The sequence below is a fragment of the Streptomyces sp. NPDC048191 genome (assembly GCF_040652655.1).
GTDB lineage: Bacteria > Actinomycetota > Actinomycetes > Streptomycetales > Streptomycetaceae > Streptomyces.
On sequence record NZ_JBEZMO010000029.1, the window covers coordinates 85,350 to 103,633 of the forward strand.

Consider the following 18,284-nt stretch of genomic DNA (forward strand, 5'->3'; position numbering starts at 1 on the left):
GGGCTCGCAAGGGACGCGTGCCGCTGGACGACGGGACCGAGCGGCACCGCCACGCCGGCCGGTGGATGCGGCCGGCGTGGACTTCACGGTGAGGCTGTGCCCAAGAAGACCGGCACGCCCTGCCTCTTCTTCGCTGTCAGCGTCAGTGTCGGTCGAACGCTACGCGTCGGGGATGTCTCCGATCGCCACACCGAGGGGGCCGTTGAAGCCGGGAACGGTGGCCGTGACGGTGTCGCTGCCGGTGTCGACGACCGAGATGTCGTTCGAACGGAAGTTGGTGACGCACAGGTGGGTGCCGTCCGGGCTGGCCGCCACACCCCGGGGGACCCGCCCGACCCCAATCATGTCGATGACCTTGTTGTTACCGGTGTCGATCACCGACACGCTGTCCGAGCCGGCGTTGGTGACGAAGGCCCGAGGGCCGTTCGGGGTGTTCGTGACCACCACACCCTCGGGGCGGGAAAAGTCGCGGCGGTGCCTGCCCCCGATGGTGCGGACGACCTTGTTCCTGTCGGCATTGATCACCGACACGCTGTTGGAGCCGGTGTTGGTGACGTAGATGCGGGACTTGTTCGGGTCGACCGCCACACCCTGAGGCCGGGAACCGACGCGGATGTTGCGGAACACCCTGTTCCTGAAGGCGTCGATCACCGACACCTTGTTCGAGCCGGTGTCGGCGACGTAGACACTTGAGCCGTCCGGAGTGACCGCCACACCCGTAGGGTGGGAACCGACGCAGATGTTGCGAACCACCCTGTTCCTGAAGGCGTCGATCACCGACACCCTGTTCGTACCGGCGTCGGTGACGTAGACACGCGAGCCGTCCGGGCTGACCGCCACACCGTCAGGGCGGGAGTGGCGACCGATCGGGATGGTCGCGACGACCTGGTCATTGCGGGTGTTGATCACCGAGACGTCGTCCGAGCCGGAGTTGGCGACATAGACGTGAGAGCCGTCCGGGCTGATCGCCACCCCCTTGGGGTGGTGTCCGACGTGAATCGTGTCGATGACGAGCAGAGTCGCGACGTCCCCCACCGACAGGGTGTCCCCGTGGAAATTCGTGATGTAGGCGAGGACCCGGGTCTGCGCCATGGCCGGTGTGGCCACGCCGACCGGCACGGCCACGCCGGCCAGCACCGCCAGTCCCGCGGCCCACGCCCGCGCCCGTCCCCACCACGAGCCCCCACCTCTATGACTTCGCTCCTCACGGTCCCGCTTCGGCTCCCCCGATACCGCGATACCAGACATCAAACCTCCTGCTGCGCACGGCAACGCGCCTGTGCTCTAGTTGAAGTCGGCGACCCATGCCCCGACGGGGACGTCCCGGACCACCGCGGCGCTGAAGATCGCCTGCCGCGACGCTAAACGCCCACCCCACCTCGGGCCCGCCCAGACCCACCCACCAGAGCCGAACGAATGACTCCGCCTCACCCCAACCACCCACACCGCGCGACCAGCCGTTGCCGGGTGCGTGGGTTGCCGATGGTGGTCCAGGCGGCTGGAGTCGCTCTCGCTGACGAGACCGGCTGCCCGCCATGTACCGAGCCGTCGCCCGCCTCGTCTGTCCCGGCCCTGGACCTGACGCCTGATCAGGTCGCCCTCAGGCCCGCCCTGTCCGTCGTCACGTCGCTCACCCGCGTGCTTGACCCGCAGCTTCGGCCTCACCTCTTGTGCGCCTGACAAACGTTCAGTCGACCAGCCCTGACCGGCTGTACGGGCGAAGCGCCCTTCAGCCGCCACGGCCGCACTCCCGGCCCTCACGAAGCCTTCCGTGCGACATGAACCTGCGGCCCTGTGATTCGCCGCAACCGCCGTCAGCCTGACCGCTGGGATGCTCTGCGCGGTATCGGTCACTGCCACCGCGGCACCCGTCGGCCTCCAACGCCCTCTCGGCACTGGTTCCTGACGGACCATCACCCGGTGCAAATGACCAACTGCGCCGATCGCGCCGCAACACTCAGCTGCACTGCAGGTGCCACTGATTGCCTGCCTTGGGCCAGGCTGCCGGCACCGCACTGCCAGGCCCCGCCGTCGGCCCGGCGGGCGGGAGCGCGGACCGGGCCGCGGCCGTCGCCAAGGCCGGGCCGCGCAGCGGCCGCCCGTCCCCTGCTTCGCCCCACATGTGAGATTGCATCGGACAGGCTGTCGCGCAGGACAAGGATCCGGTGCGACAGCCGTTTCTTTCCTCTGTCCGAGGTGGCAGGGGATTTTACAGTCGGGAATACCGGTCCGTATCGCGGGCGCCCGGTGTCGCGGGGCGTTAAAGCCTGGTAGGGGTGATGCAGATTCACACGTTGGTGGCGAAAGGCGCGGACATGTTCACCCTCTTTCGGCGGGTCAGGTATATAGGCGGCGGAGTGCTCGGCCACTCGAGTCTGGCGCTGCCCGAAGGGGCGGGGCGGGCCGAATGCCAGGTGGTGGATCCGGTCGGTCTGCCGATGCAGGCCAAGGTCAACGTCCTGGACGAAGCAGGGCAGTTGACGGCGCGGGGCCGCACCGACACGTACGGGCTGTTCACTGCCGCTGTGCCGGCCGGTAATTACCAGCTTTCGGTCGTGTGCGACGGATTTCTGCCGCGCCGCGTGCCCGTACAGGTATCTGCCGGGGAGCGGGGATCGGCCGGTGTGGTCGAACTGCACGTTGCGGCGGCGCCGCCGACTCCGGCACCCGGCCACTGGGACATCGATCCGGGGCACACGGCCATCCGGTTCCGTGCCCGGCACATCGGTCTGGCCGAGATCCACGGCCGGTTCAACCGCTTCTCGGGCAGCCTGTGGGTCGCCGAGCGCATGCGGGATTCCCGGATCGAGGTCTATATCGAGGCCGACAGCATCGACACGGGTGTTCGCATGCGCGACGACCACCTGCGTTCACCGGACTTCCTCGACGTCGGCGCCTACCCGTATCTGATCTTCAGCGGCGGCGATTTCGTGCACCGCGGTGGTTCCCGCTGGGCGGTCACCGGGGCGCTGGACCTGCACGGTGTGTCGCGTACGGTGAAGCTGGACATCACCTACCTGGGTTTGGGCACGGGCATGCAGGGTGAGACCCGCGCGGCCTGCCGGGCCGTCACCGAACTGCACCGGGATGACTTCACTCTGACCTGGCAGAAGATGCTTCCACGCGGCATTGCCGCCATCGGTACCACCATCCAGATCGAGTTGGACATCCAGGTCCTGCAGGTGGGACTGGCGAACGGTCACCCTCCGACTGCATGACCGCTTGCTCAGATCGACCGGCCCATTTCAGCGACGGGAAGCGGATCGGCATACCGCCGAATCCGCCGTGTACCTGGTGCGGCTGGAGCTCTGGCCGTCGAGGGGATGGTGCCCCGTGAGGTGGTGGAGCCGATCGTGGTCCGTAACCGCGTGGGTCCCCTGCCCGGGCGTGCACCTTCTGTCGGTGACGGCTTCGTGAACGAGGGCGGCCCACCCGCGCAAGTGACGGGTGCGGGATCGAAACAGCGACCTCGGCCGTGGGCACGTCCTCCGTGGCGCCTCCGATGCCAGCGACACGTTGTCCGCCAGGGAAGCGTTGCCGTACCGAGGCGGCGGCGATGTGCTCGCTGTCGGCAGGTCGCTCCGCAGGAGCGGGCCGGGCGGCCGGTGGACCGGGCCTGGAGCCGGGCCCTGCATTCCTCACCAGGCGACGCTGTGAGGCGTGCCGGGAGTGACACGAAAACCCTGCCCTTGCGTGACGAATGAGGGAGCCCGAAGGCTTTCCGGCGCCAGCCGCACCATGCGGCTGGCGCCGTTCCGGTCGCGGTGGGCGGCCCGGATCGTCATGCCCCCGACGGTGAGGGCTGCGACATCGTCCGTGCTGACGTCGGTGCGGAGCCCACCAGCCACGGCGATCACCCATTCCTGCCCGACCCGCGTGCCCCGGCACACAGCCGTGACAACGTCCAGCAGGGCCGGCTGCTGCCGGAGCCGGGTGAGGACGCCCCTGTGCAGCCGCCATGCCCGCTTCGGCGGTGCGTCAACGGCGGGTCCATCATCCCGACCGTCCGCCGATCGGTCGACCGGGGCCTCTCCGCCCGCCTCCACCATGGGGTAGCAGTCGAACCCGGCATTCCCAGTTGAATTGTGCCGAGCTGGAGGAACAGCAATGAGCGGTGGCAGCCGAGAACGGGGGGCACGCGACAGCGAATGCAGTGCCACTCGGCTCATGAAGATCGGTGAGGGAGCGGCACGCTTCGTCGCCCGCCGGCCCTTCACGTCCGTGGTGGTGGGCGCCGTCCTCGCCGTGGGGGTGGCTACCGGTTCGTTGGGGCACGCGGTGTCCTCGCGGTCGTGGTTTCCGCAGGTGGCCTTCGGCGCGCCCGCATTGCAGGAGGGCCGGTGGTGGACGTTCGTCACGGGCGCGCTGTTTGCGTCACCGCCCTGGCAGTATGTGCCGGTTCTGATAGCCCTCGTGCTCTTGGTGGGCTGGGCCGAGCGTTTCCTTGGGACGTTGCGCGCCGCGGCGATCTGCCTCGTGGGGCAGGTGGCGGTGACACTGTGGTGTGCGGTTCTTCTGCTGTTGCTGCGCGACTCCGGCTGGGCATGGGCGTCGTCACTGTCCTCCGTACGGGATGTGGGCTTCTCGGCGGGGGCTATGGCAGCGGGTGCCGCGGCATCGGCGGCGATGCGGTCACCGTGGCGGCTGAGGCTGCGCATCGGCCTGGTGGCCTTCACTGTGATCTGGCTGCTGTACGAGGGCAGCCTCAGTGATCTGGAGCATTTCTGGGCCGTGCTGGCCGGCCTTGCCGCAGGACGTCTGCTGTGTCCTGCGCCTGACCCGGCTGTACGGGCCAGCCGCCGGGAGTGGCGCCTGCTGGCGGTGACCGGGCTCCTCGTCATCGCGGTCACTCTGCTGGTGGTGCGGCTGGCTCCGGGGCGGGGTCCCTTGGGATCCACGGAAGGGCTGGGGGAAGGCACGCCAGAGTTGCTGGTCTCGTTGTTGATCATCGGTGTCCTGGCCAACGGGCTCCGCAAGGGCTCACGGCTGGCGTGGCGCTGGGCTGTCGCGGTGGCGGCTGCGTACGTTGTGCTGGGTGTCCTGGTGGCGCTGGCGGCTTTCGTCGCGGCTGTGACGGGGACGCCGATCGTGCTGGACGGGCTGCCTGTGCTGGTGCCGCACGCGGTGATCTGGGCCGCCGAACTGGCGCTGCTGCTCGCGGGCCGTGACGCGTTCCGCGTTCCCGCACGCCGGCTGCGTACGACGAGGGACGGCACGTGGGAGCCCGACCGGGCAATGGAGGTGCTGATTCGGCACGGCGGCAGCAACCTGTCGTGGATGACCACGTGGCCGGACAACCGGTACGTCGGTGCCGAACGCGGTGAGGCCTACGTGGCCTACCAGGTGCACGCGGGTGTGGCGGTTGCCCTGGGCGATCCGGTGGGGCGGCGCCAGGAGCGCGGTTCGGCACTGCTGGCCTTCAACGAGATGTGCGAGAACTCGGCATTGGTTCCCTGCGTGTTCTCCGCCACCACTGCCACGGTGCCTCAGACGCGTGCACTGGGCTGGCGAGCGGTACAGGTGGCTGAGGACACCTTGATCGATCTCGAACAGCTGGAGTTTCGTGGCAAGGCCTGGCAGGACGTGAGAACGGCACTGAACCGAGCGCGGAAGGAGCAGATGGAGTACCGGCTGACCACGCTGGCGGACGAGCCGCCACATGTGCAGGCCCAGGCGCGCGCCATTTCTGAGGAATGGGTGGGCGAGCTGGGTCTGCCCGAGATGGGGTTCACCCTCGGCAGCCTCGACGAAGTCCTGGACCCGCACGTGCAGGTGGGCCTTGCCGTGGACCGCGATGGTGAGCTGCACGGGCTGACCTCGTGGCTACCGGTGTATGCGGGACAGGGGGAGGTGCAGGGATGGGTCTTGGATGTGATGCGGCGCCGCCGGGACGGCTTCAGGCCAGTCGTGGAATTCCTCATCGCCTCCTCCTGCCTGGCCTTCCAGGAGCGCAGGGCCCGGTTCGTCTCGCTCTCAGGTGCTCCGCTCGCCCACAGCCACGGCGACGGCGCTCATGCTCCGCTCGACCGCTTCCTGCAACAGCTGGGGGCCTCCCTGGAGCCGTACTACGGGTTCCGCAGCCTGCACGCCTTCAAAGCGAAATTCCGCCCGCACTACGAGCCGATGTACCTGCTCTACCGAGACGAGGCGGACCTCCCCCGCATCGGCGCGGCCCTGACGCACGCCTTCCTGCCTCCAGGAGGCCTGCGCGACATGATGCGCCTCATGGCCGACAGATCGGTGAGGCAGCGGATATCCCCCAGGACGGCCGACGTCACATAGCGCCGCTCACCATTGCCCTGCCCACCTCTCGCCTCAAGCTCCATGCGCCGACGAGGGCATGACGCCCGTGCGTGAACAACAACCGGATTTCAACGACAGAGCCGTGAGCGCTTCCCCTGGCCTTCACCGCATGACGGATGCGCCGGAGCCTCGGCAAGATGCCGGTTCGCTCGCTCTCCACGCAGGGGCTGCGGAGGAGATACGGGCGAGAGCCGCCACCTGGTGACCACCCGTCACATTCAGCTGCGGACGGGGGCGGGGCGATGGCGCTGTGCGGGTCTGTGGCGATCGTGGGCTCCGGCCTGGAGACAGTGTGCTGCCGATCATGTGATGGGCGGTGTGGTAGTGCCGTCGGTGGAGCGGACGGAGTATCCGCGGTTGAAACGGATCATCTCCCGAGCGCGAGCCGGCGCAGTTCTTCCCACCGGATGAGGCTGAGGTCGCCTGGGCAAGGAAGAGGACCCATGAGCGCCCAGAGCGCATGCTCATGCTGCTGGTCCTGCTGCTCCACTTCGCAACGCAGGCTGGCTGACCAGCCGCGACCCGGAACAGCAGGGCAAGACGATCAAGTTCGTCGCCCTGGTCGCCGCGAGCGTCATCTTCTCGACCGCCATCGACATGAGCCGGACCTTGCGGCACATGTCCCACGAGGGCTGGTCCCTGAGCACCAACGATCTCGCGGTCCCGAGCCCTACCGGCGCGAGAACGTACTCCGCTTCGGCGACTCCGCCACCGACCAGCTCCACATTCCTCCACCAGGGTGTTGGCGAGCCAATACGCCTCATCTGATCGGGGGAGGTGGATGCGTCCACTGCGTCGCCCTTCTAGGGTGTGACCGCCGGTTTGCCGATGGTGCATAGTGGGTGGCGGCAGGGTTCCGCATTCCGGAGAGTCCGGGTGACGAGGAGGGGCACGGTGCGACAGAGCCAGAGCGGTGGCCCTCGGGGTCTCGCCCCCATCACCCGTGACTCCCGTCAGGTCCCTCAGCGGTAGAAGACGTGTGGCCGGTTGCATCCGGTCCTCGAAGACCACTAGGTGTATTGCCCTGGTCCGCATCTCGAGCGGCCTGCGGTTGAGTCGTCTCTGACGAAGCGCCGAATCGAGAATTCGTTCCCCATGTTTGTCAATGATCGCTCCAAGTGCGCGCGGTGGGCCGTTTCCGTGGCCATGTTCTGCGTATCTCTGGACTTCTTCGCGCTGAATCTCGCGCTGCCGCGCATGACCGCCGACCTGCACACCTCAGCCGGGGGCCTGCAGTGGGTCCTCAGTGGCTACATGCTCGCCTCGGGCGCGCTGATGATCGCCGCCGGCCGCCTGGGGGACCTGTTCGGGCATCGCCGACTGCTGATCGCGGGTGTGGGCCTGTTCGGGAGCGCCTCACTGCTGTGCGGACTGGCTGTCTCCGCTCCCATGCTCGTGGCCTGCCGCGTCCTGCAGGGCGCGGGGGTGGCGTTCGTGATGCCGGTGGGCTTCGCGCTGCTCACCCACGCGGTGTCGGCCGAGCGCCGGGCCAAGGCGAACGGCTTCGTGTTCGGAGTGGCCGGCATCGGGCTGACTCTGGGCCCGTTCGTGGGCGGCCTGCTGACGCAGACGGTTGGCTGGCGCTGGCTCTTCCTGCTCAACGTCCCGCTCGCCCTGGCCGCGATTCTGCTCGCGAGCCAGGTGGCCGAGACCCGACCGGCGAACGCCGCCCGGGCGGTCGACTGGCCCGGACTGGTGACGGTGACTACCGTGATCGCCGGTGTGACAATCGCCCTGGACCGCGGACCGTCCTGGGGCTGGACGTCCCCACGGACCATGTCGGTGCTGGCCGCCGCGGCCGTGCTCCTGGCCGTGTTCCTGCGCGTAGAGTCCAGGGTCTCTCGGCCGCTGGTCGACCTGGCTCTGTTCCGCAACCAGGTGTTCGTGATCATCACGATGGGCGGGGCGATAGCCAGCGCGGCGGCGTCGCTCTACCTGTTCTCGGCCAGCCTCGACCTGCAGGAGGTACGCCACCTATCGCCGGGGACGGCAGGTGTGATCCTGCTGGTGCCCGCAGTGGCCACCGCCGCCGCCGGGCCGGTCGCGGGACGACTGGACAAGATCGGACCACTGAAGGTCCTGGCCGCTGCCGTGGGGCTGGGCGGGCTCGCGATCCTGGCGCTGTCCCGCACGGACCGGCTCGCGCTGTACATCCCCCTCCTGGCAGTATCCGGCGGGGCACTGAAGGTGGCCAACACCTTCACAGTGATCGCCACCCAAGGCGTCATCCGGCCCGAACACGCCGGAGAGGCATCCGGGGTCACGATGACCGCGATCGTCACGGCGGGAGGCGTCGGCATCGCCCTGGCGGGCAGCACGCTGACCGGCAGCGTGTCCGTCAGCACACTGCAAGCGCCACTCACGGTCACGGCCGCGGCCTGCCTGCTCACCGCGGTGATGCTCACCATCTGCCATTGCCTCCGAGCAACTACCGCGGACGACACGGCGCTCGCCGAGGTGAGGCAGGTTACAACCGACGACTGATCCATCGTCAGGTCTTGGAGGCAGTTGCGTGTCCTGAGGCTCCGTGGCCGTGGCCGGCTCTGCGGTCGCATATCGGCATGTCGGCAGGGCCGTCGGTAGTTGCGTACGGCATCGCGGCCCGATCGTCCGGGGCCTGCCTGCCCCATCGCCCTCGCCGCGCCGTGAAACAGGGGCGCGTTCCACGCTTGGTTCCCGGCGAGCCCTGCCAGGAACTCCGGCCCGCTCTGGTACGTGATGCAAGACATCGCGTCGCGGGCGTCAGGGGGGCCGGTGTTCGAGACCCGCGCCATGGCTGGCAGGACGGACGGGATGACGTCGCCCGCGGCGCCGCCGTCCGCCGAAGCGGTACACACCGGGCCGGCTCGGCAGTGCCCAGCGCACACATGGTCTCGCCCTCCAGGGCGGACTCCACCAGCCGCTCGGTCAGCTGCTGGAGCAGCCCGCCCTCGCCGGTCAGCTGCAGGCCCCTCTGTCCGCGCCCGGCTCACCAAGGCGCACGTCAAAACAGCCTCGATCGAAATGCATTCAGCCCCGGCGTGACCGCCGGGGCTTTGTGCAAGCGTCCCGGCAACCGGCGCCTTCGGCTGGTGCCGGATGACATGGCCTGCGAGAACTCGGAGTGGCACCCCGCATGGAATGATGCGGGGCACTACCCATGCATTCGTTCTGTCGGCCTCCCGTTTCCGACACCGAGCGCCCAAGCCCCGTAGGCCGCCCCCGGCGTATCGAAGGAAAAGATGGAATGGGAGGCAGCGGTCCTGACGTCGCGCCAGAATCGCTGCAGTTGGTCACCCTCGAAGTGCCCCGTCGTACCGGTACCGTGGAAGAGACGCTCAACGGCCGACACCGACAGTTCCACCGCCATCGCAAAATCCCTCGGCCCACGAACCACCGACTCCTCGGTGTCCTCGACGCCGTCGGCGACGCGCGACGCCCGCTGGACGAGGAATTCCGCGGCGTCCACCTCGGCAGTCGAGCGGGCCAAGTCAATCTGCACCGACGGCTTCTCGCGCAGCGGCACTCCGCGCCGGTCGGCCCGCTGCATGGTGCGCTCACGAGCGGCGCGCAGCGCACCCCGAGCGGCACCGATCACGGGGACGGTGAGCGGCAGCGCAGACAGTGCTCCCATGGGGACCGTGTGGCACCGGGCCTCGGAGGCCGTCGCCCGGCCCATGCTGATGTCGAGTCTGGACAAAGTGAGGAACTCGGGTACGAAGACGTCGTCCAGGACCATGATGTTGCTTCCAGTCCCGCGCATGCCCAGGGTGAGCCAGGTGTCCTTGACGGTGATGTCCGCCTTCGGCACCGCGAAGAAATGCTGATCACCGCGGCCGTCCGAGCGGCCTCCCTTACCGGGTACGACGCAGCAGGCGAAGACCCAATCAGCATGGCGCACCCCGCTGATGTACTCCCACTCACCGGTGAGCCGCCAGCCACCGGAGACGGGCTCCGCCTTCCCGGCCGGCATGAGCGCGCCCCCCATCAGGGCATCCGGCCCGTCGCCCCAGAGCACCGCCTGCCCCTCCACGGGCAGATACGCCCCGTAGCGGGCCGCGTACGCGGACAGAGAGGCGACCCAGGCCGCCGAGGCGCAGCCCTCTCCGACCAGGGTCACCGCCGAAGTCATATCCTCGAAGCGGCCTTCCGTGCCGCCGAAGGCCGCCGGAACGAAGTGCCGGGCGAAGCCGGCTTCCCGGATGGCCTCAGCCACCTCGGGTGCAAGCTGCCTGGCGGTCTCCGTCTTTTCGCCGCACCGCGCCGCGATCTCCGCCACACGCGGGGCACCGGCGACGACCGCCGCCACGCTCGACCTCTCGGCGGGGATGGTCGCTTCACTGTCGATGAGCATATGTTCGCCACCTTCTTCACGGTGGCGGCAGTCTCGCCCGGCCGGACCTGCGACAGGCCGCATCCCGGCCGGGCATGGCTGCGTCAATCACCCGTACGGCACTGCTTCGGCCCACCGACGGCTCGCGCCCGATCGGCGTCCGCCCCCTTGCGGACGGACACGGCCAGAACCTCTGGCTTCCCCCCTTCAAGGAACTCAGCCGTAACGGATCTGCCCCGGGCACGCCCGCACGGCCCCTCCGGTGGCCCGGCGACCACACGACGGCACAGCCGTGATCAATGACGGCCCACACACGGCCCGTCACCGGCCTGCCCAGGACGCAGGCCTTATTCCCGGGGGCCCTGCTGTTCGCCACCAAGGGCGCCGACAAGTTCTCCGACGCCCTGCTGCGGCCGAGCCCCGCCGGGCTGCCGGCGGTGCACCAGGCACCCGTCCAGCTGGACTGTGCCACATACGCGCGTTACCCGGCCGGGGATCACACGATCCTGGTCGGCCGGGTAACGGGAGTACGGCTGGGCGAGGTTCGCCGATGGTCCACTGCGAGCGGGAGTTCCGGCGCCTGCAACTGAGGGGCCGGGTGGCGAGCCGCGACGACCCAGGCCTCGGGTACCTGGCCATCCGGCAGGGCGCCCACGTTCGCTTTGCCGGGCCGTCGGACACACCGACTCCAGGTGACACGGCAGGTACATCCTCCTATGGCACCTTACGCTGTTCTGCTTATCTTCATCTCTTTCGGTGCAGTTATCAGAGCGCCGGAAAGGGCCTGCGCCTTCCGCCGGTTACCTTCACCCACGTTGGCTTGCGCCGGAACGCAGGAGAGGAACGGAAAATGGCCGCCCAGACGAGTAGGAAGCACCTGCCGCTCTCGAAGGCTTTGAGGCCCTCGGCCAGAGCATGGCTGGTGGGCGTCACGGCTGTGACAGCGCTGCTGTCCGCCCCCACGGCCGGCGCCGCCTCCGCGGACGGCGGCTCCATCTCCTTGCGGGGCACATGGAGGGGCGAACGCGAGGTCATCAACAGCGCCACGGGATTCTTCAGGGGTGCCGTCACACTGAGAATCTCCAAGCAGCATGACCGGACCTTCAAGGGCGTCGTGAGTTACGTCATCGCCAACGGGAGCACTGTCAGCAAGCCCGTGGTTGGCGGCTTCACTCCCGACGGCGACGTGATGTCCGGCTCGAATGATGAGGGCGTTTACACCTTCAAACTCATCAGCCGCCATACCCTCGACTACTGTTACGCCGAATTCGGCGTCCCCTCGGCGACTTCGTGCGGGCGGTTGACGAGAGTGAACCACTGAACCATTGCATTCAACCCCGGCCGAGGCGAGAACACATCAAGGGGCGTGGCAATGCGAGGCGTTCGGTTTCCGCGCCGGCGTTCTCCACGCCCCGCATCTTGACGGAGAGGCCATGCTCGTTGTCGTACCGGGCAAGTTGCCGTCATCGTCGGCCACCGCCTCCGGTTCCCGCGAGCGAAGGCGCACCAGCGCGCTCGGCACGCCTCGGCGCACGCGTCTGCCCTGCCGCTGTGTTCGGGCGGGCGGCGCGGTACGCGTACTGCTGGGGAAGCCGAGGCCGTGGGAGGAGAGGACCTGAGCATCGGCGCAGGTTTTCCAGGATCGTAGGGCCCGGTTCGTCTCACTCTCAGGGGCTCCGCTCGCCCACGCTCAAGGCGACGGCGCTCATGCTGCGCTCGACCGCTGCCGGCAACAGCTGGGGCCCCACCGGAGCCGCCCACCTCTCACCTCAAGCTCCTCGTGCCGGCGAGGGCACGACGCCCGGGCGTGAACAACAGCCCACGGCCGCCGGGAAGTCGGACACGACGGATGGGTTGGCGAGAACACACAGTCTGGTTTGACGACGGGTCCGCGGATGCCCCTGGTGAGCCCTGGTCGCGGCCGAGCCTCAGCAAGCCCGTTGCAGATGTGACTAGAGCTGCGTGCATTCCGTCTACACCGCATGCTTCTGGCCAAACTTGCCCATCCAGCAAGAGCTTACTTCCGCAAAGACTAGATCAAGTCACACCGACCGATGGCTGCATACACTTGTTCACGATTTTTTCAATGCCACCGCCGCCTGCACTCACGTGTCCTGCAAGCCGGCACCCGTCAGCCGCGGCCGAATCACGCCGGACAGGGTGGCATGGCTGACTCGGACACGTCAGACTCCACAACGGACTCGTCCCCACCCCTAAGGAGCGCACACCCCATGCGCCGACTCACGGGCTTCGTTGCGACGGCGCTCGCAGCAGCCGGGCCACGGCCGCCATCCCGTCCATTCACGCTGAGCCTGCGCCCCCTCGGCGCCCGCCCTCACCCTCTGATGCGCTGAGGGCCCCGCGGCCACCCTCGAGCAGGCGGTGATGCTTGCCGGGCGAGAGAATGTACCGTGCCCCAGCGCCTGCACATCACAACCGGCCTCGATGGTGGCCGGCGGGGCGGGCGGAGGCTTGCGGCGGTACATGCCCCCCAACACCTGGGAGAGGAAGCGGCCCTGACGAAAGCGTCGCTTCTGCCGCCGGCCCATGAGGACAGCCGCGCCCCATCACCGGCCTCAGCCGGCCCGTCAGGCTTCTTGCACCAAAGACACGCCGCTCGCGCCGACCACGGGCGCCTCATGCGTGCTGCGCGCGCCACCGTCGACCCGTTCGGACGCGCGCCGTTCGAGCATCACGACTCTGAGGGTTCGAACTATCCGATAGCCGCGGACAGTTCGACGCAGAAGTGAGCTGTCGCCCTTGTGTACTGGGGAGATCACAGCGGGCATCGGCTCACTTCGCAGTGTTCGGCCCGCGCAGTGGGGGCGCGGGCCGAACGCTCATCTCATTCCACTTCTACCCCGCATGTGGCGCGTTGAAGCAGCCGTGCGCACTCGCTGCCGGCCCGAAGCAGGCGCGCGTGTCCTGGAGTTGGGCCACCTACAGCCGACATGTCCGCAGGCCGTGAGCCCGGGTGCCGCAAGAACGGCGTTTCCATTTCTGCCGGGCAAGACCGTTGAACAGGTCGTGGACGCGGTGGTCGATCGCCCAGCGGGTGACGGCGGTGAGCCTGTTGCGTTTTCGTTCGGGCTGCGCAGCAGCAATGGGGCAGCGCTTCCGACCTGGATGCCCCGGTCGTCTCAAGCCCATGGCTGTCTGTCCTGGTGGGTGTGTCGGCGGCGGCTGAACTTCAGGCGACGCCGAGAGGATGCAGACGCCGGCACGGGTGTGCCTGTCGGCTGGATTCCCTTCAGGCAGCCAGGGCTGCTGTCCGAAGGCGGGGGGTCCAGTCGGCAGAACTTGCGGAGGTTGAGCACCAGCGCGGCGAGTTCCAGTTCGCACTGGCAGGCCGTTCGCCCTCGGCGGGCGAACCGGCGTTGGCGAATACGGTCTTGAGCTGGCCGTTGACCGGTTCGACGGTGGCGGCCCGGCGCTTGTAGTCGCCGATCCGTCTTCGGCGGCGATGCCCGGGTGCCGGGCCAGGTCCGGGGAGTGGAGCATGGCTTCCTGCAGGGCGACGGCGATGCGCCGTTCACGGGGCGTGGGCTTGGCGCAGTTCCTCGTTCAGCTGCTGCAGTTGCCGCGCCCGGGCGTACAGCTCGGCTTCCATGGCCGCTTCCCGGCCGGGACTGACCGACGGTGCGTGCGCGGTGCGGTGGGCGCGGACGACATCGGTCATGTCCTCGGACCGGTGGATGATCCAGGCGACCTTCCCGTCCGGGCCGAGCACGGGCACACTGATCGCGGTCCACCACCGCTCCTTGAACACCTCGGGGTTACCGGGGACCGGGATGTCGTACTTCTGCAGCGCCATGTGATCGGTCTGGCCGGAGGACAGGACACATCTCAACCTGCCGTACCGGCGTACCGCGTCGAGTCATGGAGCCGAGCAGCGACAAAGGCGTGGCGGCGTTCTGCACACTTGTTGCAGGCACCGCAGTGGAGCAGGCCCTTCGCGTCGGTGCGTGGGGCCATACAGGTGAGCGAGAGTTCATGCGGGAGATCCGGGAACGTCGAGATGAGCTCAGTTTTCGTTCGGTGCCTGTACGGGGTAAGTATCTCGATTCGATGAGGTGCCAGGCCTGTGCTCAGGCACTCCGCATACTGTCGAAAGAATTCCGGGCTGGCATCGGAAAATGGATTGCCCTCCAAGCTGCCAAGCGCCAGGGCATTGACTCCGCGCATGGAGCTCCAGAGCGCCGCTCCGGCCAGGAGCATGAGGTTGCGCCCCGGCAGTTCGACCTCGATATCAGGGGCTCGCGTATCCGGAATGTTCTCGCCGGTTACGCTCCAGTGATGACCGTAGACCGAGGCCACTGGCATCTCCATCACGCTCAGGGGTTCCACTGCTGTGCCTGAAGGAAGTGCGTCGAGGAAGCGCTTGAGGGCATATCGCTCTTGAGACTCCCAGGCAAGTCCGAACTTGATGTACAAGGGATGGACTGTGGCGCTCCGGGCAAGGTCGGCGATGAGCACACAGCTGTCCAGTCCCCCGCTGGCGAGCACGGTTACCGGTTTCATCACTGATCTCCGCAGTAGGTCGCGATGCTGGTGGATGTCTCCCACAGGCGGATTTCGCTGATCGGGAGACCGCAGTCGGTCAGCGAGTCCCAGATTGATTTTGCGATGTTCTCTGCAGTGGGGTTGTCGTCCATGACGAAGACTGGTTGTCCCGATTCTTGGAGCATGGGAATCAGAGGGTCTTTACGGCAGAGCAGCACCCGGTGGTCGAGGTTATTCTGCACCCATTCCCCTATGGTTTCCTTGATGAGTCCGAAGTCGGCAACAAATCCGACCTCATCAAGGTGATCCGATCGCAGCACCACTTCGAGTCGGCCGTTGTGCCCATGCAGGTATTGACACTTGCCACTGTAACGAAGCAGGCGGTGTGCGTAGGCAAATTCCAGAGTTTTCATGACGCTAAACCGATTCATCTCTTGCTCCTCGTTTGTGAATCGAAGGGTTCTTGTTCGGGCCGGGTGGACGGTTCGGACAAAGCAGGCTGGTGCGGGTCCCACGTCCTTGTCGCGGGTCCTGTTCCAGGCAGTCGGCGGCAGGTGAGCTCACATACGGGCCCCCCTTTTGGCGCTTCTCGGAAAGTCCCGTATGACGGGGGGAGGGCTGGAGCGCAACCGCCAGAAGGCCAGGAGGGCTGTCAGGAGAGTCAGTCCGCCGGCGACACAGAACGAGGTCGAGATCGGGGCGGTGACTGCATTTTTGAGCTGGGGGAGTGAGTGCAGTGACATGCCCATTCCATCGATACGAGGAGACGCTGCATCAGTGACATCAGCGTTCTGCGGTAGGTGTTGCGTGCGATCCCACTGTGCATTCGCCGCTATGGCGCCCATTACTGCAAGGCCTGCTGCCCCGCTGACTTCTCGAGCGGTCTGCACGAACCCGGAAGCCTCCGCTCGTCGATCCTCGGAGACCGCGTTCAGCAAATCGGTGACTGCGGGGCTGACGGCCAGTCCGAGTCCGAATCCCATGAGGACATACGGAGCGATCATCTGCGGATAGGAATACAGATGAAGTATTGCTGCCATCCACAGAAGTGATACGGCGACTGCCGTCGTTCCCAGGGGGACAAGTCGTGCAGGGCCCACGCGGTCATACAGTATTCCTGACAGCGGAGTGACAAGAAGTAGGGTGATCAGGAACGGAGCCAACGACAGCCCGGCCGCAATGGGGCCGAGGCCTAGGACATCTTGCGTCCAGATGGCGCTGAGGACTGAAAATCCAACAACGGAAAACCGAATCGTCGAAACTACGACGAGGAGAAGGGGGAATCGGGGCAGAGTAAGGCAGCGGAGGTCGACGATCGGGTTCGTGTTTCGCAGCTCCCACACGACCAGCAGGGCAAGGCCGACAAATCCACTGACGAGCAATGCCTCGACTGTCGGAGACCGCAGACCCCACTGCTGAATCTGCAGAATTCCGAGAAGAAACGCTGCCAGACCCAGGAGCAGCAAGAGAGCACCGACCCAGTCGATCCGTTGCTGGAGCCGTGCAGCGGGCGCCAGTCTCTCGGGGGGCGACACCAGAGCCATGAGCGCCATCAAGGCCATGCCCAGCGGCAGGTTCAGCAGAAAAACCGAACGCCAGGAAAAGAAATGGATGCACAATCCACCGATGAGCGGCCCCACTGCCAGAAAAACCATGGAAATTGCTACAGTAAAAGACAGTGCTCTGCCGCGTGAACGGTGCTCGAATGCCGCAATCACGGCCGCAGTCGCAGAAGGAATCATCATCGCAGCACCCATGCCCTGCACGAATCGGCCTACGATGACCTCCGTGACGGTGTGACTGAAGCCGCACATCGCGGAAGCGGCGACAAAAATGATGACCCCCGTCCGGAAGACCAGGCGGTAACCCACGATGTCCGCGGCTCTACCGGCAAGAGAAATGAAGGCGGCGAGTGCTACCAAGTAGGCGGTCACAATGAGTTGCAACTGTGTGGACGACGAATGCAGGTAGCGCTGAATGCTCGGCAAAGCGACCGTGACCGCTTCCTGGTCGAGATAACACAGGGCGAACGCACCCGATGAAATGATGGCGATCCACCATCTGGGCTCTATGCGCGCCCCTCTCGCCTGCAGCATCGGCGTCCGTGATCCTTTCATTGGTTCCAGCCGATCGACCCACGCCTGGAGACGGGCATGTCGCAGTATGGCTGCGCTTCATGTCCGCATCGGTGACCGGTGGTTTTCCCGGCCTGGAACCTCTTGACCGAGTCAAGATTCATGATCGTAGGAATGGCTGATGCTGAGCGACGCCTCCGGCGGAATCTGTTCTTTTCATTTGGATGTGAGGCCGTCCAGTGCCATTCGGTGTGTCCAGTAAAGGAATAGGACCCGCTCACGTCGTCCTCCGATCGGACGAGCTACCGCACGAGTCACTCCCCCCGGCCTGTTTTCGGAACGCCGCCGCATGCCCGGACAGGCGCCCGGCGCACCCCGAGCCGTGGCTTGCGGAGAACGGGACAACGGAAAACCGAGGTCGTCCGGCCCCTGTCCCCCGAGTATCCGCACTCATGAACGAGTCGAGTGGTGATCTTGTGCAGGCGGTCGAATCGCCGGTCGGTGATGCGGGCGAAGGCCGACCGCGGTCACGTCGCGGCCGTACCACTGGGCAATCGTCCGACGTGTCAGTCGATCGGCCGAGCCTGAATCAGTCCAACAGCACCCCACCCTGTAGGTGGCCTCCCGGCCTGTCTTCGACGGGGCAGCGGTCACCGTCTTCATCCCCGGTCCCCCCAGAACACTGCGCCGCCAGGCGCAGAACGGAGAATGTACGCGATGCCTGACACCACAACCCGGGCCACCACACCCGCCCACACCCATGACCGGATGAAGCCGAGGAAGCGGCAGGCCTGGCCGGCCCGGGCACAGGTCCGGCTGGCGGCGCCCGCCGTACTGACGGTTCCGGCCGAGGCCACTTTCGTTGCAGTCCTGCTCGCCGCGATGGGCATTGGGGGCAGCTGACATGACCGAACGCTCGAACCGGACCGCCGCCCGAACGGACCTGCACGGCGCGGAGGAATCAGCACGGGCACGGCCCGCTCTGCGGGTAGTCCTCGAGCCCGAGGGCATCGACCTGGCCGCCGCGGAAGCCGCGGCCGGCCGGTTCCTCAACGCCCTCGGCATCTCCACCGCTTCGGAGAGCCTGCGTG

The 18,284-nt window shown here is 67.0% G+C and carries 12 protein-coding genes and 2 pseudogenes; 8 read left to right on the top strand and 6 right to left on the bottom strand.

Features of this window, described 5'->3' with window-relative positions; all coding sequences use genetic code 11:
* Positions 1-159: 159 nt before the first annotated feature.
* Entirely contained in the window at positions 160-1,248 is a 1,089-nt protein-coding gene (locus AB0D93_RS33240; protein WP_362127532.1) for a beta-propeller fold lactonase family protein, read from the bottom strand.
* A 1,031-nt stretch (positions 1,249-2,279) separates the two neighbouring features.
* On the opposite strand from AB0D93_RS33240, the gene AB0D93_RS33245 reads away from it, so the two are divergent.
* From AB0D93_RS33245 to AB0D93_RS33260, 4 genes and pseudogenes are all read left to right on the top strand, one after another.
* The gene (locus tag AB0D93_RS33245) at positions 2,280-3,218 is read left to right on the top strand and encodes a YceI family protein (RefSeq protein ID WP_362127589.1); all 939 of its coding nucleotides are present in this window, start codon (positions 2,280-2,282) and stop codon (positions 3,216-3,218) included.
* Positions 3,219-4,167: 949 nt separating this feature from the next.
* Positions 4,168-6,282, top strand: a complete 2,115-nt coding sequence (locus tag AB0D93_RS33250) for a DUF2156 domain-containing protein (protein WP_362127535.1) — start codon at positions 4,168-4,170, stop codon at positions 6,280-6,282.
* A 525-nt stretch (positions 6,283-6,807) separates the two neighbouring features.
* Positions 6,808-7,071, top strand: a pseudogene (locus AB0D93_RS33255) (Tn3 family transposase); the annotation flags it as partial.
* A 378-nt stretch (positions 7,072-7,449) separates the two neighbouring features.
* On the top strand, positions 7,450-8,787 hold the full coding sequence (locus tag AB0D93_RS33260) for an MFS transporter (protein WP_362127538.1): 1,338 nt from the start codon (positions 7,450-7,452) through the stop codon (positions 8,785-8,787).
* A gap of 649 nt (positions 8,788-9,436) precedes the next feature.
* On the opposite strand, the gene AB0D93_RS33265 is transcribed toward AB0D93_RS33260, so the two are convergent.
* Complete coding sequence (locus AB0D93_RS33265) at positions 9,437-10,636, bottom strand: acyl-CoA dehydrogenase family protein (protein ID WP_362127541.1); 1,200 nt, start codon at positions 10,634-10,636, stop codon at positions 9,437-9,439.
* 278 nt (positions 10,637-10,914) lie between these two features.
* Here AB0D93_RS33265 and AB0D93_RS33270 point away from each other — a divergent pair, with 278 nt between their 5' ends.
* Both AB0D93_RS33270 and AB0D93_RS33275 read left to right on the top strand, forming a co-directional pair.
* Complete coding sequence (locus AB0D93_RS33270) at positions 10,915-11,205, top strand: flavin reductase (RefSeq protein WP_362127544.1); 291 nt, start codon at positions 10,915-10,917, stop codon at positions 11,203-11,205.
* 260 nt (positions 11,206-11,465) lie between these two features.
* Positions 11,466-11,936, top strand: a complete 471-nt coding sequence (locus tag AB0D93_RS33275) for a hypothetical protein (RefSeq protein ID WP_362127547.1) — start codon at positions 11,466-11,468, stop codon at positions 11,934-11,936.
* A gap of 2,211 nt (positions 11,937-14,147) precedes the next feature.
* Here the strand turns inward: AB0D93_RS33275 and AB0D93_RS33280 are convergent.
* From AB0D93_RS33280 to AB0D93_RS33295, 4 genes are all read right to left on the bottom strand, one after another.
* Positions 14,148-14,429: a hypothetical protein gene (locus AB0D93_RS33280; RefSeq protein ID WP_362127550.1), complete on the bottom strand. Its 282-nt coding sequence runs from the start codon at positions 14,427-14,429 to the stop codon at positions 14,148-14,150.
* A gap of 32 nt (positions 14,430-14,461) precedes the next feature.
* Positions 14,462-15,136, bottom strand: a complete 675-nt coding sequence (locus AB0D93_RS33285; RefSeq protein WP_362127553.1) for a 7-cyano-7-deazaguanine synthase — start codon at positions 15,134-15,136, stop codon at positions 14,462-14,464.
* Positions 15,136-15,531 carry a 6-carboxytetrahydropterin synthase gene (locus AB0D93_RS33290; protein WP_362127556.1) on the bottom strand — a complete coding sequence of 132 codons (396 nt, stop codon included), beginning with the start codon at positions 15,529-15,531 and terminating at the stop codon, positions 15,136-15,138. Before AB0D93_RS33290 ends, AB0D93_RS33285 begins: the two co-directional genes overlap by 1 nt.
* Positions 15,532-15,678: 147 nt before the next feature.
* Positions 15,679-17,214 (bottom strand): MFS transporter, encoded by a 1,536-nt coding sequence (locus tag AB0D93_RS33295; protein WP_362127559.1) that lies wholly within the window; start codon positions 17,212-17,214, stop codon positions 15,679-15,681.
* 696 nt (positions 17,215-17,910) lie between these two features.
* Here AB0D93_RS33295 and AB0D93_RS33300 point away from each other — a divergent pair.
* Both AB0D93_RS33300 and AB0D93_RS33305 read left to right on the top strand, forming a co-directional pair.
* Entirely contained in the window at positions 17,911-18,096 is a 186-nt protein-coding gene (locus AB0D93_RS33300; protein WP_362127562.1) for a hypothetical protein, read from the top strand.
* A 1-nt stretch (position 18,097) separates the two neighbouring features.
* A pseudogene (locus AB0D93_RS33305) lies at positions 18,098-18,284 on the top strand (hypothetical protein); the annotation flags it as partial.